At 40.1% G+C, this 26,429-nt stretch carries 19 protein-coding genes and 1 pseudogene; 10 read left to right on the top strand and 10 right to left on the bottom strand.

Annotated elements, in window-relative coordinates; translation table 11 throughout:
- The first annotated feature begins 7 nt into the window (after window positions 1–7).
- Window positions 8–364, top strand: a complete 357-nt coding sequence (locus tag F946_RS07345) for a roadblock/LC7 domain-containing protein (RefSeq protein ID WP_004980725.1) — start codon at window positions 8–10, stop codon at window positions 362–364.
- A gap of 50 nt (window positions 365–414) precedes the next feature.
- Here the strand turns inward: F946_RS07345 and F946_RS07340 are convergent, their stop codons facing one another.
- The 3 genes from F946_RS07340 to F946_RS07330 form a co-directional block, all read right to left on the bottom strand.
- Window positions 415–1,287, bottom strand: a complete 873-nt coding sequence (locus F946_RS07340) for an arginase family protein (protein WP_004980724.1) — start codon at window positions 1,285–1,287, stop codon at window positions 415–417.
- 4 nt (window positions 1,288–1,291) lie between these two features.
- A complete protein-coding gene (locus tag F946_RS07335; protein WP_004980719.1) occupies window positions 1,292–2,254 on the bottom strand; it encodes a hypothetical protein in 963 nt (320 codons plus the stop codon).
- Window positions 2,255–2,427: 173 nt separating this feature from the next.
- Window positions 2,428–3,462 (bottom strand): helix-turn-helix domain-containing protein, encoded by a 1,035-nt coding sequence (locus F946_RS07330; protein ID WP_004980716.1) that lies wholly within the window; start codon window positions 3,460–3,462, stop codon window positions 2,428–2,430.
- A 114-nt stretch (window positions 3,463–3,576) separates the two neighbouring features.
- Between F946_RS07330 and F946_RS07325 the strand changes: the two genes are divergently transcribed.
- Together F946_RS07325 and F946_RS07320 are read left to right on the top strand one after the other, a co-directional pair.
- Window positions 3,577–4,794 (top strand): alkane 1-monooxygenase, encoded by a 1,218-nt coding sequence (locus F946_RS07325; protein ID WP_004980715.1) that lies wholly within the window; start codon window positions 3,577–3,579, stop codon window positions 4,792–4,794.
- On the top strand, window positions 4,791–4,955 hold the full coding sequence (locus tag F946_RS07320) for a rubredoxin (protein WP_004980714.1): 165 nt from the start codon (window positions 4,791–4,793) through the stop codon (window positions 4,953–4,955). Before F946_RS07325 ends, F946_RS07320 begins: the two co-directional genes overlap by 4 nt.
- Before the next feature lie 167 nt (window positions 4,956–5,122).
- On the opposite strand, the gene F946_RS07315 is transcribed toward F946_RS07320, so the two are convergent.
- Window positions 5,123–5,851, bottom strand: coding sequence for an SDR family NAD(P)-dependent oxidoreductase (locus tag F946_RS07315; protein ID WP_004980712.1), 729 nt, complete (start codon window positions 5,849–5,851; stop codon window positions 5,123–5,125).
- 569 nt (window positions 5,852–6,420) lie between these two features.
- Here F946_RS07315 and F946_RS07310 point away from each other — a divergent pair.
- The 4 genes and pseudogenes from F946_RS07310 to epmA form a co-directional block, all read left to right on the top strand.
- Window positions 6,421–7,449: pseudogene (locus F946_RS07310) on the top strand (sulfatase-like hydrolase/transferase); the annotation flags it as partial.
- A gap of 118 nt (window positions 7,450–7,567) precedes the next feature.
- Window positions 7,568–8,740, top strand: a complete 1,173-nt coding sequence (locus tag F946_RS07305) for an OmpP1/FadL family transporter (protein ID WP_004980703.1) — start codon at window positions 7,568–7,570, stop codon at window positions 8,738–8,740.
- A gap of 302 nt (window positions 8,741–9,042) precedes the next feature.
- The gene (locus F946_RS07300) at window positions 9,043–10,110 is read left to right on the top strand and encodes a 4-phosphoerythronate dehydrogenase (RefSeq protein ID WP_004980702.1); all 1,068 of its coding nucleotides are present in this window, start codon (window positions 9,043–9,045) and stop codon (window positions 10,108–10,110) included.
- Entirely contained in the window at window positions 10,107–11,090 is a 984-nt protein-coding gene (gene epmA / locus F946_RS07295; RefSeq protein ID WP_004980699.1) for an EF-P lysine aminoacylase EpmA, read from the top strand. The genes F946_RS07300 and epmA overlap by 4 nt, the downstream gene beginning before the upstream one ends.
- Window positions 11,091–11,142: 52 nt before the next feature.
- Here the strand turns inward: epmA and F946_RS07290 are convergent, their stop codons facing one another.
- From F946_RS07290 to ahcY, 6 genes are all read right to left on the bottom strand, one after another.
- A complete protein-coding gene (locus tag F946_RS07290) occupies window positions 11,143–12,366 on the bottom strand; it encodes a multifunctional CCA addition/repair protein (RefSeq protein ID WP_004980696.1) in 1,224 nt (407 codons plus the stop codon).
- Between the two features lie 83 nt (window positions 12,367–12,449).
- Window positions 12,450–14,729: an NADP-dependent malic enzyme gene (locus tag F946_RS07285; RefSeq protein ID WP_004980690.1), complete on the bottom strand. Its 2,280-nt coding sequence runs from the start codon at window positions 14,727–14,729 to the stop codon at window positions 12,450–12,452.
- Between the two features lie 139 nt (window positions 14,730–14,868).
- A complete protein-coding gene (locus F946_RS07280; RefSeq protein WP_004980689.1) occupies window positions 14,869–17,745 on the bottom strand; it encodes a bifunctional diguanylate cyclase/phosphodiesterase in 2,877 nt (958 codons plus the stop codon).
- 181 nt (window positions 17,746–17,926) lie between these two features.
- Window positions 17,927–18,643, bottom strand: coding sequence for a 16S rRNA (uracil(1498)-N(3))-methyltransferase (locus F946_RS07275; protein ID WP_004980686.1), 717 nt, complete (start codon window positions 18,641–18,643; stop codon window positions 17,927–17,929).
- A 40-nt stretch (window positions 18,644–18,683) separates the two neighbouring features.
- Window positions 18,684–19,520 (bottom strand): methylenetetrahydrofolate reductase [NAD(P)H], encoded by an 837-nt coding sequence (gene metF, locus F946_RS07270; RefSeq protein WP_004980684.1) that lies wholly within the window; start codon window positions 19,518–19,520, stop codon window positions 18,684–18,686.
- Window positions 19,521–19,705: 185 nt separating this feature from the next.
- Complete coding sequence (gene ahcY, locus F946_RS07265; RefSeq protein ID WP_004980681.1) at window positions 19,706–21,088, bottom strand: adenosylhomocysteinase; 1,383 nt, start codon at window positions 21,086–21,088, stop codon at window positions 19,706–19,708.
- 234 nt (window positions 21,089–21,322) lie between these two features.
- Here ahcY and F946_RS07260 point away from each other — a divergent pair, with 234 nt between their 5' ends.
- The 3 genes from F946_RS07260 (at window position 21,323) to F946_RS07250 (ending at window position 26,274) form a co-directional block, all read left to right on the top strand.
- Window positions 21,323–24,706, top strand: a complete 3,384-nt coding sequence (locus tag F946_RS07260) for an SIR2 family protein (protein ID WP_004980679.1) — start codon at window positions 21,323–21,325, stop codon at window positions 24,704–24,706.
- A gap of 63 nt (window positions 24,707–24,769) precedes the next feature.
- On the top strand, window positions 24,770–25,303 hold the full coding sequence (locus F946_RS07255; RefSeq protein WP_004980678.1) for a cysteine peptidase family C39 domain-containing protein: 534 nt from the start codon (window positions 24,770–24,772) through the stop codon (window positions 25,301–25,303).
- Window positions 25,304–25,323: 20 nt separating this feature from the next.
- A complete protein-coding gene (locus F946_RS07250) occupies window positions 25,324–26,274 on the top strand; it encodes a DUF4424 family protein (protein ID WP_035326603.1) in 951 nt (316 codons plus the stop codon).
- Window positions 26,275–26,429: the final 155 nt, after the last annotated feature.

Genomic DNA, 26,429 nt, shown 5'->3' with positions numbered 1-26,429 from the left:
GAAGAAGATGGCACGTGTTAGTTTAGATACGTTAACAGGGATTGATGGTTTTGTTGCTGCTGCACTGGTCGACAGTGATAGTGGCTTAGCACTTGCGATTCAGGGGAGTGGTGTAGACTTAGAATTAGCAGCAGCAGGTAATACTGAGGTTGTGCGTTCTAAGCGTAAAGTTGCGAAAGCATTACAATTAAACGATAACATTGAAGATATTTTGATTACTTTGGGTAAGCAATATCATTTGATTCGTCCGCTTGATAGCAATGAAACATTGTTTTTATATTTGGTACTTGACCGTACCAAGTCTAACTTAGCGATGGCGCGTTATGAGTTAAAAGGCTTTGAGAAAGAGCTTGATTTTTCTTAATTAAATAGCTGAACTATCGATGCCAGTATATGCCAATATGCTGGCATTTTTTATTCAGCATAGTAAGTTTGATAAGCAGTTTGAAACGTTCCCACATGAAGCTTGACGAGTTCTGGTAGTGCTTGATAACCGCCAGCTAAAACAAACATCAAAGGCAGTTGATGCTTTTTGGCCAAGCGAAACACAATCTCATCGCGTTTTCCAATCAGTTCTGTGCTGAACCATGATGAGCCGCAAGGATCATCTTGATGGCAGTCCATTCCCGCCTGAAAGATAATTAAATCAGCGTTCCAGTCTAGGGCACGTTGAAAAGCTTGATGGATCGCTAAAATGTATTGGCTGAAGTTCCCTTGATGTTTATGCACATGATAGGTTTCTGAACGTTCATAGGTCGGACAGCCAAAAGCCAACCCATAGATACTATAATTAAAAAAGTTGTCAAAGCGGCGGGTAAATTCTGCCGTGCCATTACCGCCATGCTGATCACAGTCCAGCACGAAAATACGTTTATCTGGAAATTGTTGCGCGACCAAAGCCAGCCCGTTAAAGGTACAAAAAGACCCACCGTGTTCGTAAACCGCATGATGAAAGCCTTGTGCGATATTGGCCGAAATTTGATGTTTGAATGCCAATTCTGCTGCAAGAACTTGCCCTGCATTAATCTGGTAAACCGCATCACGCAGTTGAGTATTCCAAGGCTTAAAACCTTGGAAAGTGGCTAGCTTTTCAGGGAAGCCTGTATCAAAAGCATCTACATATTTTGGATCATGCAGTTGTTTTAAAATATCTATGGAGAGCTTTTCAGGGCGGTGGAACTGCGCGATACCAAGCAAATCTAAAGCATCGGCCACAGCGCTCAGTTTTTCCATACTGTTGGTATGGGTCTGAGCATAATAATCTGGTGAGTAGCAAACCTGTAGCATGCATTTAGTTCCGTATTTGCGCGGTCGCGACATCAACCAATTGTTGTAGGCGTGTAGTTCCTGGACTAAATAAACCATTTTCAACTTGCTGCTGATAATGCGTTGTAAAAGCACGTGCACGATTTTCAGGAGAAATAGCTAAAGTCGTGAGTCTTAAAAACCAAAAGCCGTTGATCTCAGAATAGGGGATCACATAGCCTTTATATTGCTGGTTTTGAGTTTTATTTTGAATGACTGTGCGATCATAGTTGACTGAGAACAATGAACCCGCAGGCAAACACACCCCATTCATCAGGATCGGTTTTAGGCTAATGCAGGAGTGATCATCTCCCATATTGAGTTTTTCCAGCAATAAGGGCTGCTGTTGTTCATCGACAAATATATTGAGTTCACCCTGTCTTAAGACGCGGCCATGGGCAATTTTAAGAAAGAAATTTTCAGCCATGGGGCAAGAACCGACTTTCGGTTTTTCAGCCAAGGCTTTGAGCTCAACCAAACCTGTTTTCGCCGTGTTTTGCGGGAGAATAATATCGGCAATCAGTTGACACAGAATTTGAGTTTCTTCCAGTTGCGCTTGTGCGGTGATACTGCGTAATTGTAGTTGTAACTGCCGCTGACGTTGCACTTGCTGAGCAAATTCAGAGCTGTTTTCGGTTGCGAGCAGCGGTTGAATTTGCTCATTCAAATCTAAATTATGCCAATCTGAAATCATGTACTGCGATTGCTCTAGCAATACTTTTAAGGTCTTGGTTTCGTATTGGTCAAACAGTTTTAAGTCGGCAAAATCTTGGCTTAGTCTGGGGTTGTTAATATAGTCCGCTAAAACACGTGTCGCCTGCGTATAGCCGCAACCACGACGTTCTGTTTGATGGGAGAAATGTTCATTTAACATTTCGGTGAGTTTGCTTGAAAGCGGGTGAACGTGTTGTTTAAAAAGTTGAATAATTTCGTGATCAGTTTCGCGCATCCTTGCCCCAAAAAATAAATTTAAAATCTGTTTTATTATACAGTTATATATCAAATTACTATTGATATTGAAATAAAAACCAGTAGGGATTTCGACATTTATTTTGGCAGGATAATCATTGTTTTATTTGGTATGAACTCTTATTAAAGTGTCTTTTATTGAAACTACAAAGGTCAGCTTATCTTCGGCGTGGAATTTAGCCGATACATCTGTGGTGTGGTACCTAATTCAGCTTTAAATGTCCTACAAAAATTCGCTGCCGTGGAGTAGCCCAGCTCAAAACTAATTTCGGTGATGCTTTTTTTTGTGTGCATTAACAGGTGCTCAGCACGGCTTAAAATGACCTGCTTACGAATGGTATTAAAATTGGCATTCTGCTTTTTTAAATAGCGCTGCAGAGTTTTACTTGAGACATTCAACATTTGAGCGCAGTCTTCAAAACTAGGCGGTGGAGATGCTTCACGGAGCATCATGCTGATCCAGTCAATAATCTCTCCATCTAAACTGATTTGTTTCAGTTGTTCGCGGCACTGTTGTTCCAAAATGTTCAATGAAAATGCATCTGCTTTGGGGAGCTTCGTGTCTAAATTATCCGCTTGAATAAAGATTTTAATGCTAGGACGAATGAGTGTACCAAAGTGAAATTGAGCGGGCTTGAGTTGCTGTAAAGCTTGCACATAAGTCGGTTGAAACACCGATAAATGAATGTCATAGGGTTTAACATTTTGGTTGAGCAATTCAGCAAAACTGCTGCAAAAACCCACTGCAATGGCTTCTAAATGAAAATTCAATGTGAGCGTGCTCATGGCTTGCAGCGGGTGAATGTCCAAAACCACGACGCTTGTTAACTCAGTCACTTTTAGTCGAAAGTTCGGCATGATTAAGCTGAAATATTGCGACATCACGCCTAAGGCTTGCATGACATTTTCGCAGCTGAGTAAGGCATAGCCCACCAAATGATGGGCGCTCAATTTTAAGGAGCGACCGAGCTCAAAGGCCAAATCACGGTTTTCTGGAAATTTAAGTAAATAGCTGACTAAGGTTTCAATTTGTGCCAGCGAAAGCTTGGCATCCTCCTGTTGTACATAGCTGCTCAAATCCGTTCCTAACAGCTGAAAAAGCTCAGTTAAATCCATCTGACGTTCCAGCAATAAAGGGAGCAAACGTAAATAATATCGGGCTGGAATAGATGGAATGTGAGGATTCATATTTTTAAAGTGATGTCCTTTTTTGAATATATAATGTCCGAAAATGAATAATGATCACAACTGATTTTACCAATAATGAGCAAGTGTTCTATCTAAAATAAAAAGGAGTTCCACATGAATGCACTGACCTTGCTTGAGCAGCAGCACAGTGAACATCAGTTTAAGGATAAAAAACGGCATTTATGGTTATTTGGTTTGGCTTACCCGTGTATTGCTATGGGTGCTTTGGCAGGCTATCAGTTTGGCCCCAAAAAACTACGTTCGGTGTTTGCCTCGACAGGCCCGATTTTTATGCACGTGGTCATGCCAGCTTTGGACAAACTCATAGGTGAAGACAGTGAAAACCCACCTGATGCTGCAATTGCAGCCTTAGAGGCCGATCCCTACTATGCCCGTATTGTGAAGTTGTTTATTCCACTGCAATACAGTGCCAACTTTTATGCCTTGTACCTCGCCAGTCGTGATAGCACCCCAACACATGATCGTGTGCTTATTGGCACGTTATTGGGGGTGCTGAATGGTGTTGCGATTAATACTGCGCATGAGCTGAGCCATAAACCGAATAAATTAGAACAAATGTTATCGCATTTGGCATTGGCACCGACGGCTTATAATCATTTTCGGATTGAGCATCCTTATGGGCACCATCGCCGTGTGGCGACACCTGAGGACCCAGCTTCTTCGCAAATGGGCGAGTCTTTTTGGCAGTTTTGGCCAAGAACAGTGGTGGGGAGTTTTAAGTCGGCAGTTGAAATTGAAACTCGACGTTTAGAGCGCCAAGGTCTTAGTTTCTGGTCACTCAAGAATGAGTTGTTGCAAGGCTGGGCTATGTCAGGGCTTTATCATGCGGCGATGTTAAAATGTTTTGGGAAAAATATTGCGGTTACCCAAGCCACTCAAGCCTTGTACGGCATTACGTTATTTGAAGTCGTAAATTATATTGAGCACTATGGCCTAAAGCGGGAGCAGCTTGAAAATGGCCAATATACACGCACCCAGCCAGAACATAGTTGGAACAATAACAACTTGGTGACGAATCTGTTTTTGTATCAGTTGCAGCGCCACTCTGACCATCACGCTTATCCAACGCGAAGTTTCCAAACCCTGAGAAACTATGACGACGTACCGCAGCTTCCAGCAGGTTATGGGGCCATGATATTACCGGCACTGATTCCGAAGTGGTGGTTTAAATTGATGGATCAACGGGTGGTAGAGCATTATGCAGGCGATTTCAGCAAAATGAATATTTACCCTAAAGCCAAAAAGAAAATTCAGCAGAAGTTTGCGAGATTGTTCTCTCAGTCATCCCTTATACATGAGGACTTAACATGAAGCGCTACCAATGTTTGGTTTGTGGATGGGTTTATGATGAGCAGATTGGATGGCCTCAGGAGGGAATTGCCGCGGGTACGCCGTGGCAAGATGTCTCTGAAAACTGGACCTGTCCTGACTGTGGTGTCTGTAAAGCCGACTTTGATATGGTCGAGATTTAAGGTTCATGTTGGTAGAAGAGCGTTTAGCTAGTTAACGATATAATGGAAACTCTGCTTTGTATATTTTGCCAAACAGATGTAGATCTCTTGCAATCGACCAAAAAAAGCAACCCGTTTCTTGGGGATTCGAAACGGGTTGAAACCTCAAACAAATTTAGGTGAATGGCTTAGAAAATTGAATATGCACCATCCACTTTAATAATCGCGCCATTTACAAAGCTTGCAGCATCAGATGCAAGGAAAACCACAACATTTGCGATTTCTTCAGGCTGACCTAAACGCTGCATTGGTGAGCGTTGCATAATACCGTTGAATACTTCTGGCATATCTTTGAGTGGTTGGATGAGTGGTGTATCGATCCAGCCTGGTGCAACAGCATTGACACGAATTTTAGCTGGAGCCATACTGAGTGCATGAGAGAAAGTCAGTTGATCAATGGCACCTTTCGAGCACGCGTAAGCAGGTGTAAGTGCTGAACCAAACTGTGCGAAAAGTGAAGACACATTAATGATCGATGGATTGTCAGATTGAGCTAAAGCTTTTGCAGCGACTTCACTGATGTAAAAAACAGAAGTGAGATTGACTTCAAGTACCGTTCTATACGTCTCTAATTCATGTTCTGTGATAGACCCCATACCTGCACCATTGAACAAAGTATCAATCCGATCTACGTTTGCGAAGAATGCATCTACAGCAGTTTTGTCTGTGACATCCATTTCAACAGCTTCAATATCTAAACCTGTTGGGTAAACGGCTTTCGCGGCTTGTAAACCAAGCGCCCATACTTTGGCACCACGTTCTGCGAATGCAATTGCAACGGCCTGACCAATACCTGATGTACCACCTGTGACAACAGCTATTTTATTTTCAAACATTTTTGTATTGAAAGCATCCATTTCTTCCGATCCTATATTTCAGTTTTAAGTTCAGCTTTTGCTGATAGATTTAAACTAGAGCTTTTGGCGTCGAATGAAAAGAATGGTCTTGGAAAACCATTCTAAAGAGTGGCGGCTAGAGGTTGTCTATATGATCTTCAGCAGATTGAGTGTGATTAAAGTAAAAAGTGAATTAAATCAAAATAATATATGTCTAGCATCGAACTTTAGAACAATGTGGGTCATTAAAACCATTCGAGAACCATTCTTTTGAATGGTTGTTCTAAAGCTACAGGCTGTTAATCTTCTGAGGCAGATTTAGTACTCAATGATTGAGTAAAAGTCGTAAGTCATGTTTTAAAGAAATCCACGATCATGGATGGACGTGGATTTCTTTAAAATATTTAGCGTATTTAGAGATATCGATGTGAAATCGAATGATGATAGAAACTCAAAATGAATTCGAAATAACAAAGATATTTTGCTCTTGGTGGATTGCAAGAGTGTGCTACTTATAAAGGATTAAGAGCTATGATGGTGACTCAGAAGAAAAAAATTGTCGTTGAAAATACCCACAGCAAAATGGTTATGACGAATACTTCGGATTCTTACAAGTAGTGTCTAACCTAACTGAAATGATAGATGAACGTTTATACCCAAACTTGGTTCATGATCCTGAGCGTTTAGAAGCGATGCGTTCGATTCAACCACCTGAAATTACAAGTGGTGTGAAAGGTGGAGCAATCAAGGTTGAACAGTCGATCAAAACAATTGATGACATTAGCCGAATGGATCAAAAATTTGCTGATTACTCAGATGGATTTATTCGTAATGCAGGTAAAAAGAATGAACCTTTTTATTTGGTTCACTCGTTCTCACGTTTGCACAATGATAACTACCCAGCACCGGGCTATGCAGGCAAGAGTCCAGCAAAATATCCATACAAAGACGCTGTAATTGAAGTTGATGACATCGTTGGTCGCCTCATGAAGACTTTAAAAGATACTGGTCAGCTAGAAAATACCGTGGTGTTCTTTACTTCGGACAATGGTGCCAATGAAGACGTATGGCCAGATTCAGGCTTTCATCCTTGGAAAGGCGGAAAGGGTACGACATGGGAAGGTGGAATTCGCGTACCTGGAATTGCATACTGGCCAGGCATGATTAAAGCCGGTCGTGTTAGTGATGGCATTTTCGACATTCTCGACTTATTTAATACCTCCGTGGCTTTGGGTGGACAAACCAATCAAATTCCAAAAGATCGTTATTTTGATGGCATTGATCAGACCAGTTTTCTACTAGCTGATGATGGCGAGTCGAATCGTGAAACGTCGTATTTCTATTCGGGTAATCAGTTTACATCTCTACGGTGGAATGAGTTCAAAGTGCATTTCAAAGTAATGGATACCACTTTGCCACGTAAGAATATTGATAGCACAGTCATGTCTGCTGCCAATCCTGCGCCTTGGGCCTACAACTTATATATCGATCCGAAAGAACAAATTCCAAGCCATCATGGTTTTGAGTGGGGCTATCCACGTGCTTTGAATCTAGTGCGTTACCACATGAGTACTTTTAAGAAATACCCAGTTAAAGACATTGGACTCAATGTCCCTTAATACGCCATTAGGCAATTCATTGAATTAAATAAAAATTATTTAATTCAACAAGATGAATACTTTTCTACGGAATGAATGACAAGTATTCACTTTTTAAAACGTAACTAAAGGAATAGAAATGAAATTGAATCAGAAGCATCTCATTGGGGCGATACTGTCCGTATGTGCAGGCCAGATTTATGCCGCTGGTCTTGAACGTTCGCCACAACAAATAGATGCTTTATTTGAATCTGGCACTTATGCTGAAGTCGGTTATACCTATATTTCACCTGATATCACAGGTACAGACAGCAGTGGAAACAAAGTTTCAGATATGGCTGAAGACTTCCAAATGCTTAATTATGCAGTAAAAACTGACATAAATCCGAAGTTACGCCTTGCAGTGATTTATGACGAACCTTTTGGTGCTAAAGTAAAGTTTGAGGGTGATAATAATTTCATTGCAACAGACCGTCCAGCAGGAAATGCCAATACACGTGTAGATGTGAAATCGAAAAACATCACAACACTTTTAGGCTATAACCTAAATAAAAATGTCATGATTTATGGTGGTCCAGTACTTCAGCAGCTTCAAGCTGATGTTCATTTACGTGGTTTAACTTATAGAGCAAATAGTGGTTATAACAATCATTTTGATGACATCGCGGTAGGGTGGGTTGCAGGTCTAAGCTATGCCAAACCTGAAATGGGGGTTTTGGCTTCATTAACCTATCGCTCGGAAGTTGAGCATAAAACAACGATTAATGAAGATGTGCCATTAGCAGACATGGTATTCACAGAGGATTATTCCCACAGTAATTCAGGGACTATTACGACACCTGAATCTGTGAATTTAAATCTGCAAACAGGCCTCAATGCAACGACTGCTGTATATACAAAAGTTCGTTATGTACCATGGAGTGATTTTGCCTACTATCCACCAGTACTGAAAGCAGCAACGACAGAAGCTTTAGGTAAAGGTTTACCTTTAGTTGATTATTCTGAAGATCAATTGGCAGTCGAAATTGGATTAGGCAAACAATTGTCGCCAAATTTAGCAATTGCAGTCTCTGGTTTATGGGACTCAGGTGCAGGTGACCCCGCACCAACTTTAGGTCCTGTGAAGGGTTATTGGGGTGCGGGTTTGGCTGCTAAATACAATATTAGTCAAAAAATGGCGTTCAGTCTAGGTGGTCGTTACATGTGGTTTGGTGATGCAAAAGGTGAACTATCTAGCCGTCAAATTGTTGGTGATTTTAAGGACAATACAGGCTATATCGTGGGAATGAAACTCTCGTATAAATCTAAATAATTTATCTCGCTTATTACTCGTTTGAGGTTTTGCCTTCTCTCTGAAATATTGAGAGAAGGTTTTTTTTAGCAGTTCTGAATTATCTGCCTAATGATTTGTATTGTCATAAGACGTACTGAGTTGACTGCATGTTTTTAGTCTTTTGAATGAAGTCAATCTAGATAAAGCCAGTCTTTAAAGTATTCGGTTTTTCACCATGAAGATGAAACATCGTGACTGTTTATTCAGATGTATTGCAGAGCAACATAGTGTTGCGCTTGTGCAACGGTTATCATAGAGCCAACAAAGCGTTGGAAGACATTATGAAAATCGTGGCAGATGAAAATCTCGCATTTACCGATTATTTTTTTGCCGAATTTGGTGAAATTGAGCACAAAGCAGGTCGTACTTTAACGCATGCCGATGTTGTAGATGCCAAAGCACTGTTGGTGCGTTCCGTAACTCAAGTCAATCCAGCATTAATCAATAACACCACACTTCAATATGTAGGTAGTGCAACCATTGGTACGGATCATTTAGATATTGAAGCTATTGAGAAACAGAATATTCAATGGGCGAATGCCGCAGGTTGTAATGCGCAGGCGGTGGCTGAATATGTGATTACGGCTTTACTCCATCTCAATCCAGCATTGCTGAACGCTGAAGAAAGTTTTACTTTGGGCATTATTGGCCTAGGAAATGTCGGTTCTCGCTTGGCTTATATGGCCAAACTATTGGGCTGGAATGTGATCGGTCATGATCCTTTTGTACAGCAAGATACGATTCAGCAGGTCGATTTAAATACCTTATTAAGCACTGCCGATGCGATTTCATTGCATGCACCTTTAACCAAAACAGGACCACATCCAACCTATCATTTATTCAACGCCGAAGCTTTCGATGCGATGAAAACGACAGCAATATTGATTAATTCTGCACGTGGGCCTGTGATTGAAGAGCAAGCTTTATTGGCCGACATCGAAAAAACACAGCGCAAAGTGGTATTAGATGTCTTTGAACATGAGCCTGTGATTTCTGAACAAGTATTGAATGCTGTGAGTCTGGTGACGCCACATATCGCAGGTTATAGCTTAGAAGGCAAGGCGCGTGGTACACAAATGATCTATGAGGCTTTCTGTAAAACTTTCCAATTTGAAGCAGATAAAAGCTTCGAGTTGCAGTTGCCTGTATGTGCTCAATATTTTGAAGGCCAAGATTTGAAATCTGCACTTCAACAGCATTTAAGGGAAATCTACCCGATTGCACGAGATGACCAAGCCTTACGTGCTTGCTTAAAAGAGGGAATGATTGACCAAAAAGCCTTTGATCATTTAAGAAAGACCTATCCATTACGCCGTGAATGGGCTGCACATGGAGGGCCGAAGGCATGAGTCAGGACGTGATCCATTATCAGCCAACCTGTGACTTAAAAGCCATGCGAGCGCGTGCGCAAATGTATAGCCAAATTCGTCAGTTTTTTGCTGAACGTGAAGTGCTTGAGGTTGAAACCCCGGTTTTATCTCAAGCTGGTGTGACCGATGTGCATTTGGCTTCGGTTCAAGCGCAGCGCCATGTACAAGGTAAGCAACAAACGCATTATTTGCAGACCTCACCTGAGTTTGCCATGAAGCGCTTATTGGCCAGCGGTAGTGGGCCAATTTATCAAATCTGTAAAGTCTTCCGTGATGATGAACATGGTCGTAAACACAATAGTGAATTTACCATGCTGGAATGGTATAGACCGAATTTCAGCTTGAAGGATTTGATGTTTGAAGTGACAGATTTATTGAATGTCACATTAAAGCAGCGTTTTGGTGAGGTTCGCCCTACCATTTTGAGCTATAAGCATGCGTTTATGGATCGTTTGGATCTGAACCCACTGCAAGCCAGTTTGAAAGAGTTAAAAGACTGCTGTAACCGTGTAGGTTTAAATTTGGACTTGGGCGATGACCGACTGGGCTATATCGATTTACTTTTTTCACATTTTGTAGAGCCAAGTCTAGGTTTTGATACGCCTGTATTTCTGACTGATTTTCCGCCAGAGCTGGCCTCGCTTGCCAAAACTAAAACGGATGAAGACGGTGAATTGGTTGCAGCACGTTTTGAGCTGTATATTGAAGGTTTGGAACTCGCCAATGCTTATGATGAGTTGATCGACGCAGAGGTGTTGCGTTCGCGTTTTGAAGCCGATAATGCTGAACGTGAAAAATTAGGCTTACATGTGATGCCGATCGATGAGTTTTTATTGGCTGCTTTGCCTCAAATGACCGCATGTGCAGGTATTGCTTTAGGTGTGGATCGTTTGTTAATGATTGCAACAGAACACATGCAGTTGGAAAAGGTGATTACCTTTCCCGCATCCATTTCTTAAGTGAAATTAAATAAAGCGCCGATTGTGGCGTTTTATTTGAGTTTATGAAGGTTTAACCGTATTGAGCCTTTAACTCTCCAATCGCGTGTATTCGACGTTCAATCAGCATTTCACCGATATCCGGGCCTTTAATATCCGCAGGTAGGTCTTGTGCTTTGATATTTCGCACAACATCCATCACCTTTAAAATATATGCCGACTGTGGGTATTCACGATCTTCAAGCCCTAAACGACCACGTGAGTCACATTCACAGGCCTGCACAAAGGCTTCAACCCGTTCTGGACGACGTAGTACATCTAAGCGTTGCAGTAAGCGCCATAAAGTGCCTGGTTTTAAGGTTAGAGCTTGATGACATTTCAAATGTTCTTTACAGACCGTAATTGCGAGCTGTTTCATCTGCGTTGGAACTTTTAGACGCTCACACACTTCTGTCACAGGTTTGACCCCACGTTCTTCATGCATAATATGACGTGGTAGCTCGTCTACAGGTGTTAAAGCTTTGCCTAAGTCATGCACCAAAACAGCAAAACGAACATCCAGTGCGTAGTTGGCACGACAGGCTTGTTGTAATGACATCATGGTATGAATACCACAGTCAATTTCAGGGTGATACTCAGGGCGCTGTGGAATACCGTAAAGTGCCTCGATTTCGGGAAAAAGTACTTTTAAAGCACCACAGCGACGTAGCACTTCAAAGTATTCATCGGCATGATCTTCCATCAGAGCACGAGAGGTTTCCTTCCAAACGCGTTCAGGGGTCAGCGCCTCAAGTTCACCCGAGTCTGCGAGTTGTTGCATCAGTGCCAAAGTTTCTTCAGCCACCGTAAATCCTAGGGTTTTATAACGTGCAGCAAATCGTGCAACTCGGAGGACGCGTAACGGGTCTTCTACGAAAGCATCAGAAACATGACGTAAAACACGGAGCTCTAAGTCGCGCTGGCCGCCATAGGGGTCATACAGTGTGCCTTCATCATCCATGGCAATGGCATTGATGGTAAGGTCACGTCGAATTAAATCTTGTTCTAAGGTAACGGTAGTGTCGGTATAAAACTCAAAGCCATGATAACCATGCCCTGACTTACGTTCGGTGCGGGCAAGTGCATATTCATCTTTGGTTTCAGGATGTAAAAAAACAGGAAAATCTTTACCTACAGGTTGGAAACCTTGGGCAAGCAGTTGTTCAGGCGTTGCACCGACAACTACATAATCTTTTTCGTGATAGGGGTGACCCAGAAGCTGATCTCGGACCGCACCGCCTACTAAATAAACTTGCATGAAAAAACCTCTATTCTTGCAGCCATCATGCTACAGAATAGAGGTTTTCTCAAGTCACAAGATACGTGTATAACGACAAACAATTATTCGCCGTTTTTTTCCGCTTCTTGAATTTCCGCTACAGTCAGCGCAGTCATATTCACTAAACGACGTGTTGTTGCTGTCGGTGTCAAAATATGAACTGGTTTCGCTGCGCCAAGTAGGATAGGGCCGATGGTAACATTATTACCTGAAGTTGATTTCAACAGGTTAAATGAAATGTTGGCTGCATCTAAGTTTGGCATGATCAATAGGTTCGCAGAACCTTTGAAGCGCGAGTTTGAGTATGCAAAGTTACGGATGTTTTCATCCAATGCCGCGTCCGCATGCATTTCACCTTCAACTTCAAGTTCTGGCGCGATTTGCGTCAAAATCTCAAACACTTTACGCATTTTTTGCGCGCTTGGATCAGTTTGATCTGAACCGAAGCTTGAGTGAGAAAGTAGAGCAACACGTGGTGTCATACCAAAACGACGTACTTCTTCAGCGGCTAAAATTGTCATTTCAGCCAACTGTTCAGCTGTTGGGTTGGTGTTGACATAAGTGTCAGCAATGAACAGATTACGGTCTTCAAGCATTAAAGCATTCAATGTAAAGAAAGAGTTGTGACCTTCTTTTTTACCAATGATGTTTTTAACGAAGTCTAAGTGAATGTCGTAGCTTGAATACGTACCACATAGCATCCCATCTGCTTTACCATGTTTCACTAACATCGATGCGATCAAGGTTGAACGACGACGTGCTTCACGTTGTGCATATTCAGGTGTTACACCTTTACGCTGCATAAGCGTGTAGTAGTCATCTGCAAACAATTCGTAGTCAGGATTTTTTTCTTGATCCACAATAGTGATGTTCACACCATGTTCAAGACGTAAGCCTGACTTTTTAATGTTTGCTTCAATAACCGCAGTACGACCAACTAAGATTGGTTTTGCAAGATCTTCATCGACCGCAATTTGTACTGCACGAAGTACGCGTAGGTCTTCACCTTCAGCATAAGCGATACGTTTCGGATCAGATTTTGCTTGTGCAAAAATTGGTTTCATCATCAGTGCTGAGTTATAAACAAACTCAGAAAGACGTTGACGGTATGCAGAGAAGTCTTGAATTGGACGACTTGCAACACCTGAATCCATGGCCGCTTGCGCAACAGCAGGTGCAATTTCTAAAATCAGACGCTGATCAAGTGGGCGTGGAATTAAGTAATCACGACCAAAGGATGCAGACTTTTCACCATAAGATGCTGCATCTGCTTCAATGTGTGCCATACGCGCAATCGCATATACGCACGCAATTTTCATCTCTTCATTAATAGTGGTTGCACCTACATCAAGAGCACCACGGAAAATGTAAGGGAAGCAAAGTGCGTTGTTTACTTGGTTTGGATAGTCTGAACGACCTGTTGCCATGATCACGTCATCACGAACTTCGTGTGCATGTTCAGGCAGAATTTCAGGATCTGGGTTGGCAAGTGCGAAGATAATCGGATCTTTCGCCATCAGCTTAACCATTTCTTTGGTTAAGATACCCGCAGCAGATAAACCGAGGAACATGTCTGCGCCTGCAATCACGTCAGACAGTTGAGTGCCGTCAACATCTTGTACATAACGTTTTTTAGAGTCGTCTAGACCTTCACGTTTTGTTGTAAGTAGACCTCGTGAGTCCGCAACAATAATATTTTCTTTTTTTGCACCAATGGCACAAAGTAAATCTAGGCAAGACAGAGCCGCAGCACCTGCGCCTGAAGCGACGATTTTAATTTCGTCAATTTTTTTGCCATTTAATTGCAAAGCATTCAGTAAAGCAGATCCAACGATAATGGATGTACCATGCTGATCATCGTGGAACACAGGGATATTCATACGTTCACGAAGTTTTTGTTCAATATAGAAGCATTCTGGTGCCTTGATGTCTTCAAGGTTGATACCACCAAAAGTCGGTTCTAATGCAGCAACAATATCGACAATTTTGTCAGGATCATTTTCTGCAATTTCGATGTCAAATACATCAACACCTGCGAATTTTTTAAATAAAACGCCTTTACCTTCCATGACAGGTTTAGAAGCAAGTGGACCGATATTACCTAAACCCAAAACGGCAGTACCATTTGTGATTACGGCAACAAGGTTCCCACGTGCAGTATAAAGCGCTGCTTTTGAAGGATCTTTTTCAATTTCAAGACATGGTGCTGCGACACCAGGTGAATACGCCAAGGCTAAATCGTGTTGGTTGACCAGCTGCTTGCTAGGTGTAACGCTGATTTTCCCTGGGGTTGGGAATTCGTGATAATACAAAGCTTGCTGTTTTAATGATTGATCGTCCATCTGAATCTCTTTGTAGCGTGGGTTAGCCAGCGGAGCTGGTAGTTTTTAGTAGACAAGACCGAATATACCATTAGTTGCTGGCATATCCCAGTGATAGCTGGTGCTTTTTAAGGCAAACTTAGAGCTAAAACAGTCTGATTTATATTAAGTATGTATACGAGGGTGTGTTGAGATGATCTCTTAAATATTGGGTAGCATCGAGCTGCGGAAGAGGTTTGGAAAATAAATAACCTTGCGCGATATCACATTCTAAGTTTTGTAGGTAACTCAGTTGTTGTTCGGTCTCAATTCCTTCCGCCACCACGGTCATACCCATGGCTTTCCCCATGGCAATCATGGCGCTCACAATGGCTTCTTGTTTGCAGTGTCCAATCTTTGAAATGAAGCTTCGATCAATTTTTAAAGTATCGATTGGGAAGTCAGTCAGATAAGACAGCGATGAATAACCTGTGCCAAAGTCATCTAAAGAAATATGAATGCCACGCGATTTGATGGTTTCAAGGAGGTTCTTCACCGCTTCCGAGTTTTCAACCAAAGTGGATTCTGTAATTTCTAATTCGAGGCTACTACCACTGATTTTATATCGATCAAGGGCTTCATCTAAGTCCTTTAAAAGCTGTCCACGTTGTAATTGTTGGGCAACCACATTGACCGAGACGCAGATATTATCAAAACCCAATTTATTCCATTCTTTGATTTGCTTAGCGGTTTGTAATATTACAATGCGGCCAATATCTGAAATTAAGCTGGTTTTTTCTGCCATCGGAATGAATAGACCTGGTGGCACGATGCCTTTGGTCGGGTGATTCCAGCGTACCAACGCCTCAAAACCATAAATCTTCTGATTGTGAAAGTTGATTTTGGGTTGGTAATAAACCACCAACTCATTGTTTTGTATTGCTAGCCTTAAATCGCGTTCTAAATAAATTCCTTCTTCTAATGCAACGGTATTGCTCAGGCTGTAGAACTTGGTGGCATTTCCACCTAAACGTTTTGCTTCACTCAGTGCTTGTTCAGCACAGTTGTTTAAGTAGTCCAGTTGACGACCATGTTCAGGGTACTGCGAAATCCCCATTGAAAGCGTAATAATGTGCTCTTGACCAAAAATATCAAAAGGTAGGCTAAAGGCTTTGTTGATGCGATCAATGTGCTCCTGAACAGAGGGGCGAATATGAGAGACCTCATATACAATTGCAAAATCGTCACCATTTAAGTGAGCCACTATCAAGGCTTCAGCATTGGTTAAACGAAGTCGCTGAGCAACTTGGCGCAGAAGTTCATCTCCGCCATTATTGCTTAAGAATTCATTCAATGGACGGAAACGGTCAATATTGAGTCGAATAATCGCCAGTTGTTTAATGCTGTCTTGTTGAGAAACCAAATACTGATGAAGTTGATAGTTATAGTAAAAACGGTTGGGTAAGTCGGTCAGCGTATCGTAGTTTTCTAAATAAGACAGACGCTGTTCTTGCAGTTTGCGCTCGGTTAAATCGGACACGATACCAATATAATGCGTGACACGATCTTGCTCATCGGTAATAGCATTCAGATGCATCCAAATACACAGCTCTTTGCCTGACAGGAACTTTTCATTAAGTTCACCGTCGTATTCGCCTTTTTTTAGGAGTTGGCCAATGATTTGGTTATGTGTGGTGCGTTGATGTGACTTATAGTTCGCCACAATATCAAACAGATGCTTGCCATTAATTTGTACAGCTTCAAAACCAGCCAAACGCTCAAAGAAGGGATTTACGTCGATATAACGCAGGTCTTCATCTAAGATGAAAATCCCTTGTTCAGCTTGTTCAAGTACACTCGCTGCTAGTCGTAGGCGTTCTTGGTTACTTTTTTCATGTTGAATATCGCGTCGAATACCGACCATTTGTAACGGTTTATGATTGATTGGATCGCGAGCAATGACGCGTCCCGTGTCATGTACCCAGTACCATTTCCCGTTATTGTGTTGCACACGGTAAGTGGCTTCATAGCGGTCTGAATGACCCCGTAAATGACTTTTCATTGCAGATTTAAACGGGGCAATGTCATTTGGATGAATTAGGTACTGAAGCTGAAGTTGATGCTCTGTGGAATTTTTAAGTACTTTTTCTTGTTTGTGATTGGTCAGGGAAATGAGCCGATCTTTAATATTCCAATCCCAAGGACGAATACCTGAAATTTCATGAGCAAGCGATAGATTTTCTTGTTTGTTCTTTAAGTCTTTATTGATTTGATTTACATCAAAGGTTCGTTCACGTACTTTTTGCTCAAGCAATTGATTATTCAGTTGTAACTGTTGTTCAATTTCTTTGGATTTATTCACTTCGTTTTGTAGCTGTTTGCATAAATCATCGGTCCAAGCGACTTGTTTTTCAGCTTCTTTTTTCAGCTCTCGATTTTTAATTGAGAGACGGGATAAGTGCTGATTAATACGGTTGGTGGCATTGGCACAGAGCAAAATCACAATCAGAATAAAGTTCACAGCAAGGTGAAAAAGAGTGTGATTGGCATCGAAGTTGATAAATTGCGAGAGGACATAAGGGGTGATAGACGGAATAAAAACCAAACAAAAATAACTGATGCGTTGCGTTAAATAGGTGAGGCAAACGGTCTGTGTGACAATCACTAAAAGTGCAGATAAGAGTAGGGCATTTGTATAGTTAAAATTGCCAGATAGGCTGGGTAAGTAGTAGTAGATACAGACGACGCCTGCTGCAACCAAAAGACCAATACTTAAACAGATGCTTTGAATCCAGCGGTGCGCATGTTTGGCAGAGTGATTTTTCGGGTTGAAATACACGGTGTTCACGAGCCAAAAAATGCTGAGAATAAACTCAGAAACAAAAAACCACAGGTTAAAATAAAAAGAATCTTGAGAAAAATTATAGTGATATGCACAGAAAATATAGAAATTAAGAATCAGTAAACTACTGATGAGGAAACGAAGATGGCTAATGGAATGCGATATTTGCGCAGTCTGCAAGTGCCGATCAAGATTTTCTGTAGAAATATCTGGCATGAATCGCGAAACCTTATTTTTTTTATGACCCAATGGCGTTGTGTTGTGTCTTTTTTCAAATTTAAATACATTGTGTAAAACACAATCAATTTATATTTTGATATAAGTCAAGGGTAATATTGTTGTACATCATAATCAATATATTAACAGAACAAAAGGGTGACTCTGCTGTTTATGTGATTTAAATCACTAAATTGTAGTTGAGGATTGACAAAGCGACGACTGGTGCTGTCTCTGTACGTAATACACGCTCACCAATACACCAGTTGATAAAACCGTGCTCATTGGCTGTTGTAATTTCAGCCTCACTTAAACCACCTTCAGGCCCAATGAGTAGTGCAATGTTTGGTGTCGCATGTGCTAAAACGTCGATTTTTTCTTTATTCGGGGCGAGTACAAGCCGAGTCGCAGGTAATTTAGATGTGAGCCATTTGTCTAAGCTGACTGGAGCATGGATAGTGGGAACAATGTTCATGCCACATTGTTCACATGCCGCGATAGCAATGCCTTGCCAATGATCAATCTTCTTTTGGTCGCGGTCATATTTCAAACGCATTTCACAACGTTCAGACGTTAATAGTTGAATTTCGGAAACGCCTAATTCAACTGCCTTTTGAATAACATAGTCCATACGATCCCCTTTACTCATGACTTGACCGAGTAAAGTTTTAAACGCAGGCGTACGATTGGTTGGGTTAAAAGCAGTGACCTGAACTGATGCTGACTTTTTAGCAACGTCACTTAAGGTCACTTCATATTCGCCGCCTTGTCCATTAAACAAAGTAGCCGTTTCACCGACTTGAGCACGCAAAACTTTGACCCAGTGGTGAAACACAGTTTCAGTCAGTTCGACAGTGTGATCAACATTGAGTTCTGCTTCCATAAAAAAACGAGGCATTCGGTTTTACTCTCAAATAGGGTGAATCTAGTTTAAATGCTTATGCTAAACCGAGGTCTAGTACAAGCTGGCGGGTAGGGTCAGTGGTGTTCATGGTGTAGAAGTGCAAACTCGGTGCGCCACCAGTAATCAGGCGTTCGCAAAGTTTCACAATCACTTCATGACCAAATGCTTTGATGCTGGCAGTGTCATCACCATAGGTTGCCAGTTGCTTACGAATCCAACGTGGAATCTCAGCGCCTGTCCCATCTGCAAAGCGAATCAAGTTGCTGGCATTGGTAATTGGCATAATGCCTGGTGCAACTGGAATGTTCACGCCTTCTTTTTGAATGCGATCGACAAAGTAGAAGTAGGCATCTGGATTAAAGAAGAACTGAGTCAGTGCGGCATTCGCACCTGCATTGGCTTTGTCGCAAAAACGTTGAATGTCTAGATCAAAACTATCTGCTTGAGGGTGCATTTCTGGATAAGCAGCAACTTCAATTTTGAAATGATCACCCGAATGTTCACGGATAAAACGTACCAAATCCGTAGCATAAGGTAGTTCCCCTAGGCCAACTTGACCTGAAGGTAAGTCACCACGCAGCGCCACAATACGGTCAATGCCTTGATCTTTATAAATGTCGAGTAACTCAGCAATACGTGCTTTGTCATCACCAATACAAGACAAGTGAGGGGCAACAGGTGTGCCTTTACCATTAAATTCTGCAATGGCTGCTAAGGTGCGTTCACGGGTTGAACCGCCTGCACCATAGGTAATTGAGAAAAACTCTGGGTTGAGCAGCTGTAATTCTTGGTGTACAACTTTCAGTTTTTCTGCGCCCGCATCCGTTTTGGTCGGGAAAAACTCAAAAGAAATAGGAATGTGTTTCGACATGTTCAAATCCTTTTTTATAAATGCTTTTTATTTAGACCTCTTCCTAGCCCCTCACTTGCGCGTAGCTTTAAAGCAGTGCTTAAAACCCGCTTTACAGGAGAGGGGACTTTTACTATAAATTGCATTAATAATGAAAAGTCCCTTCTCCCACTGGGAGAAGGCTAGGATGAGGGGAAATATAAAACTTAGTATTTATAAGCATCAGACTTGAATGGGCCTTCAACTTGAACACCTAAGTAGTCTGCTTGTTCTTGAGTCAATTGAGTCAAGACACCGCCAAAACCTGCAACCATTGCCGCAGCAACTTCTTCATCTAATTTCTTAGGAAGCAGTTCTACACGGATTGCTGCTTGCTTTTGATCTTCTGCAAGATCAGCAAATTTTTCAGCGAACAAGTGCATTTGACCTAGTACTTGGTTGGCAAAAGAACCATCCATAATACGTGATGGGTGACCCGTTGCATTACCTAGGTTAACTAAACGACCTTCAGAAAGAAGGATCAAGTAGTTATTTTCATCTTCTGAACGATAAACTTGGTGAACTTGTGGCTTCACTTCAACCCACTTGTAACCACGTAAGTAGTTGGTGTCGATTTCAGTGTCAAAGTGACCGATGTTACATACCACAGCGCCTGCTTTTAATGAATCAAGCATTGCAGCGTCGCATACGTGGTAGTTACCTGTTGTTGTTACGATCAGGTCAGTATTTTGAAGAAGGTCTGCATTTACATCTTCTTTTTTACCAGTCTGTACGCCATTTTTGTATGGAGATACCACTTCGTAACCGTCCATGCATGCTTGCATTGCACAGATTGGATCGACTTCAGTGACACGTACAATCATGCCTTCTTGACGAAGTGATTGTGCAGAACCTTTACCTACGTCACCGTAACCGATCACAAGCGCACGACGACCAGATAAAAGCATATCTGTACCGCGTTTGATGGCATCATTCAGTGAGTGGCGGCAACCGTATTTGTTGTCATTTTTAGACTTTGTTACTGAATCGTTGACGTTGATTGCAGGAACTTTCAAAGTACCGTCACGAAGCATTTCATACAGACGTTGAACACCTGTAGTCGTTTCTTCAGTTACGCCGTGGATTTTTGCAATCACTTCAGGGTATTTTTCATGAACAAGGAGGGTTAAATCACCACCATCATCCAAAATCATGTTGGCATCCCAAGGCGTGTCATTCACATTGATTTGTTGTTCTAAACACCACATGTACTCTTCTTCTGTTTCACCTTTCCAAGCAAATACAGGTACACCTGAAGCCGCAATTGCTGCAGCAGCATGATCTTGAGTAGAGAAGATGTTACAAGATGTCCAACGAACTTCTGCGCCTAATTCAACTAGGGTTTCAATAAGAACCGCAGTTTGAATGGTCATGTGGATACAACCAAGGATTTTTGCACCAGCAAGTGGTTTTGCAGCAGCATAACGCTTACGTAGGCCCATAAGTGCTGGCATTTCTGCTTCAGCAAGTTTGATTTCTTTACGGCCGTAGTCAGCGAGTGAAATATCAGCAACTTTGTAATCTGTAAATGAAGCAGTAACCGCGTTCATCACGATCTCCTAATATAAAAAATTGATCATTCAGTTCGCGGATGCCGTTGTTGATTCAAAAGGGATTTGAACCGGATCGTCGAGCCTAGCGATTTCACATTTATGTACCTGTAAAAAAGTCGCAGCATCCCTCGACTAGCGAAGTATTGTACTTGGAAATCACTTGAGTTCCAATTGCTATTTGTACATTATAAAACCGTATAATTTTTATAAAATTAATGAGTTTTAGTCATTATGAAATTTGGCAATGTTGAAATACCAGCAACTTTAATTGATTCGCTTAAACACAATAGGGTAATTGTCTTTGCTGGGGCAGGAGTTTCAATGGCAACGCCAGCCAACTTACCTGATTTTGTTACTTTAACTCGTAAAATATTGAACTTAGATGATAATGAGAAATTTGATAATCCAGATCAGAAGCTCGGAGAAGGTTTTGATCAAGGTGTAAGAATTCATGAACAATGTATTCGTGTTTTAAATCAAAACTCACCTCAACCGACGCAGCTTCATCATGATATCCTCAAACTATTTCCAAAAAAACCTCGTGTTATTACTACGAACTTTGACCTTTTATTTGAAAAGGCGTTCTTTAACCTGAATCCTGATGGTGTAATCAAAAAATTTAATGCGCCCGTTTTTCCATTAGGAAGCAATATTGAGGGAGTTATTTATTTACACGGTAATGTAACTGACCCTAGTTCAATGGTCTTATCAGATTCTGACTTCGGTAGAGCATATCTTTCTGAGAGTTGGGCGAAGAGATTATTAACAGATGCCTTTTTAAATTACGATTTTATATTTATTGGTTATTCTTATAATGACACAATTTTAAAATATTTAACTCGATCTTTACCTAAGAATAGAGCATCTAAACTCTACGCATTTGCAAATATTGAAGATGGAAATACTCAGCAAGTCAATCACTGGACGTCTTTAGGGATTGAGCCTTTGATTTATCAAAAAGAAAATGGAACACATCTGCAATTACCTGAAGCAGTAGAAAAAATTGCACATTTTTTAAATTTAGGTTTTTCTGATTATGGGAAGTTTATTTGTTCTAAAGTTGTTGAGTATGAACAGAAGCAATATGAAGATGATTTAAACTACATAAAGTACTTCTTAGGTTCAAATGATAGTTATAAGCATTTTTATAGATTAGCACGCCCTGAAGTTTGGTTGTTTAAAATTAAAGAAGATCAGTCATTATTTGATATATTGATGAAGCAAGAAGATGATTTATTTCATTGGTTGAGAGGCTGTTTGGAGACTCATACAAATGAATTAATGGATTTATTACAAAAATATCCAGCTTTAAAGAGCAATAAAAATTTGCTTTGGGTGTTTTTTAGAACATTGGATGATCTGCAAGATAAGAATTGTTATTTGAAGTGGTTTCTGTTTTTGGAGAGTAGTCTTTATCAAGAAAGTGGTTTATGGAATGGCGTAATTTCATGGGTGCTTAAAAAATTAGTTAGCTTTGGCCTGGTTACTGAGTTCACAAGAGCATTCAGTGCTTATCTTAAGATAGAGATTAAACCTAAAGTTAGATTTGGGATAGAACGATATGATGTTGATGTCTTAGTAAAAATAGTCAAAGAAAACGAAAGATTTTATGAACCTACACTTGAAGTGTTTTTTGACAAATTAAGTGAGTATGAAAAGTATATTCAGCTTTGGGAAGGTGGTAATAAATACCGATTTATACGAAAACAAGAAATTTGGGAAAAGTCTAAACGTCATACTGATTTAATTTTTCATCTTGTTGATAGTGTGGTTTTATTGATTTCGGAAAATAAATTAAATGTGGATTTTCTGGATCAATATATGAAAAAATGCATTAACTCCGAGAGTGTTTTATTAAATCGCTTGGGGATTTATTTGATGAGCTATCATTGCTCATCTAGTGCTGATTTTATTTATAGTTTAATCAGTTTGAAATTTGATTGGTTTGATATTGAATACAGGTCTGAGTTTTTTAAGTTCTTGGAGTTAAACTATAGGAAGTTATCTACAGCTCGTAGAGTTGAAATAATTAATAAGATTAAAAATAATGTAGAATTTGGAAATTATGAAAAATTGAATTTTTTTTCTTGGATTTATAAATTTTCACCAAGCTGTAACTTAATAAAGCAAGAATATGATCGGTTAAAAACATTAATTCCTGAGTTTAACTTAAAGGATAAACCATATCTATCATGGTATTCATCAGGTGTATATAGAGTGACATATAGCTCGCCTTTTACAATAGAAGAAATTGAAAAAAGAAATGATTACATTTGGTATTTAGCTTTATTGGAATATGATTTTAATAATAAATTTGGTGGGCCTAATCAATTAAGCTACGAAGGTTTATGGAGTGAAATTGAAAATACAAATATTCAATGGGTATTGGAATTTTTGAAATTTACGGTACAAATTATGCCTGAGCACCCAATTGTTAAAATAATTATAAGAAAGGCCAAAGCTTGGCAGTTTGACAAAAATATACATGAAAAATTTATTGCGATCTGTCAGCAAGTGATCATTCGGCAGGATAGAAGTCAAATTTATGCTATTTCTCAATTTTTAAGTGATATTCATGAAGTTGTTTACTACCGAAGTGATGCAATTCAATATTTATCGTGGGTAAATACCGCCAAAAAGATACTAGATTTGAATGATAGTCATGAATCTTTTGCACCAGATAATATTGATGGTTTCACTGAAAGTTTAAATAGTGTGAATGGCTCACTTGCTTGCTTTATTATTAAACTATATGAGCTTTCTAAAGATGATGAGGAAGGACAAAAAAGTTCTGAAATCTTTATAAAGTTATTGATTGATAAAGATGAAAATGGTTATGCACTTATCAGACTGTTGAATTTTTACTCATTCATTAAGGGTAGAAATTCCTTGTTCGCTCAAAAAGAGTTATTGCCATATCTTTTTTCAGAAAAAAAGAAAATTAAGCTCTTAGCTTGGAAGGGATTTTTGTCGAATGCTTGTTTAGAGTTTGCGGAATTTAGAGAAATTCGTAAAGAGTTCTTTAATATATTGCAATATGCTCTGTATCATAATGATAAGCAACTTATTCAAGGCTTAACAGACCTATATGTCTATAGTATTTATTTTGAATATCATGAGGATTCGGTTCAGTCTTTGCGAACTTTACAGCGATTTGAAAATCAAGATATTTATGAGCAAATTTTAATCACTGTGCGAAGAATTTTATCCGAAGAAAATGATGTTGATAAAATTTGGTCTTGGTTAGGTGAGTATGTACAAGATCGTTTATTTCAAATAAATCAAATTTTGACTAAGGACGAAATTTCAAATATTTGGTATTTATTAACGGATCACCCACAAATAATTGTTAAATTAAAAGATATTGTTCTACAGCTACCATTTAAAGATGAGTGGGCAAGTTTTCTGCATGATTTATCACGAAATCATGCAGAAATTATTTTAGGTCATGAAGTTCTGTGGTGTGATGTTTTGGCAACATACTTGAATTTGCAGGGTGAAAGAATCACTGGCCTCATTGGCAGTGAGGAAAAAGACCTTTTTAGCTCATTGATTCAATATGATCATGATGAAGTACTCCAAGTCGTATTATTAAAGAAGGATATCAGTTTGTAATTTTATTTAGTTCCAACGATGTTTTGTTTATTATCAACACAATCATCTTTTTTGAATTGTGTTATGGCCGTGAATATCCCTGAATCCTTAATGAACCTTGAAGCTAATGGCGGTATTTATGCGGTATGGATGCTACTCCAGCATTTATATATCGATGCGGATATTGAACAGTTGATTGAGGTCTGTGGTTACGATGCAGAAAACGGAACGACAACCATTGGCTTGGCAGTCGGATTAAAGAAATTTGGCTTTGATGTTCAATTTTATACTGATGAAGACCCAGAGCTTCAATCACAAGAAAAATTGAGTTATGCAGAAGCTGAGCAACTAAAATTGCCAGTTTTAGCGGCCATCAATTACCAACAAATTCAACAGGCATTTGAGCAAAATAAATTTATCATTGTCTATTACGATACTTTAGAAGGCGTCGGAAACCATTCACTGGTTTATTCTATAGATGAGCAGGAAATCTGTTTCTTTGACAGTTTTGATGCGATGCCTGCATCTGTATTTGAGCAGCAACGTCAAGTCGAGGGCATCTGCCGACAAGTGATCGTGCTTGATCATTCAAACGCTCGCATGGGAACAGCACAATAAATATGAAAAGAAGACGTTAAATGAAAAAAATCCTCGGACTATGCGTGTTCATCTCTATACAGATCAGTGCTAATGACAGTACGGGTTTTGTGGCAACAGGCGGTGTGCAATATCTTAAAAATCCAAAGATTAGTATGCAAAGTGAAGATTTGTTTATCAGTAAAAACATCATTCGGGTGAATTACCAATTTAAAAATCTTACCGCTCAAGATATTACTGAAACTGTTTTATTTCCTTTGCCACGTGTGGGCAGTTCGCGTGAAAGCGATTTTGCGCATACCGAACAATTGATTCAAAGCTTTAAAGTACAAGCGAATGCACAAAAGATTCAGCCAGAAACGCATGTGCGCGCATTTTTACCTGCTTTAACAGCAAGTGGTGACTTCAATTCCAATGGCGAAGTCGTCGATGTGACTGCGGGTTTGAAAAAATGTGGTTTTTCTGATCGAGATTTGATGTATCCGTGGTTATTGCAACAAGACTCTACGCTTAATCAGCGTTTGTATCGTTGTCAGGACAAAACAGTGCAGCAGCTTTTAAAACCCTATCAGGCGGATGATGAAATTTATTGGGAATCACAAATCATTTATAGTTGGCAGCAGAAGTTTAAGGCCAATGCGTTGACATATGTACAACATGAGTACATGCCATTGGTCGGTGGTTCGGTCTCTTTATATCCTGAAGAGGATGAAAAAACCTATTGTATGGATCAAAACTTCAAAGCGGGTTTGAAAAAGGCCAAGTCGCAATATGCATCTTATCAAGCCTTGGGCTATATCTTAAAAACGGGTGCAAATTGGGCGAAACCTATTCAAAGTTTTAAACTGACCATTGAGCGTGACCCGAATGAGCTGGTTTCATTTTGTTGGAAGGGTCAGGTGAAAAAGATCAGTTCGACACAATTTCAAATGACAGAAAAGAATTTTGTGCCGAGGCAGGATTTAGATATTATTTTTGTGCGTAAGTTTTAAGTCCAATTTTTTGGGCGTTCTTTTGTTTCGGTAAAAGAACCAAAAACATTTTTCATCCGAAAAATCTGTTTACTTTCTGAATGCAGAGCGCCTTTTGTTGCAAAAACAATTCATTTTAAAGGCGATTACTTTGTCTTACGCTGCAAATAAAAGCA

This window comes from Acinetobacter johnsonii ANC 3681 (genome assembly GCF_000368805.1).
Lineage (GTDB): Bacteria > Pseudomonadota > Gammaproteobacteria > Pseudomonadales > Moraxellaceae > Acinetobacter > Acinetobacter johnsonii.
Note: the sequence above shows the minus strand (reverse complement) of the source record. Positions and strands in the feature narration are given on the sequence as shown.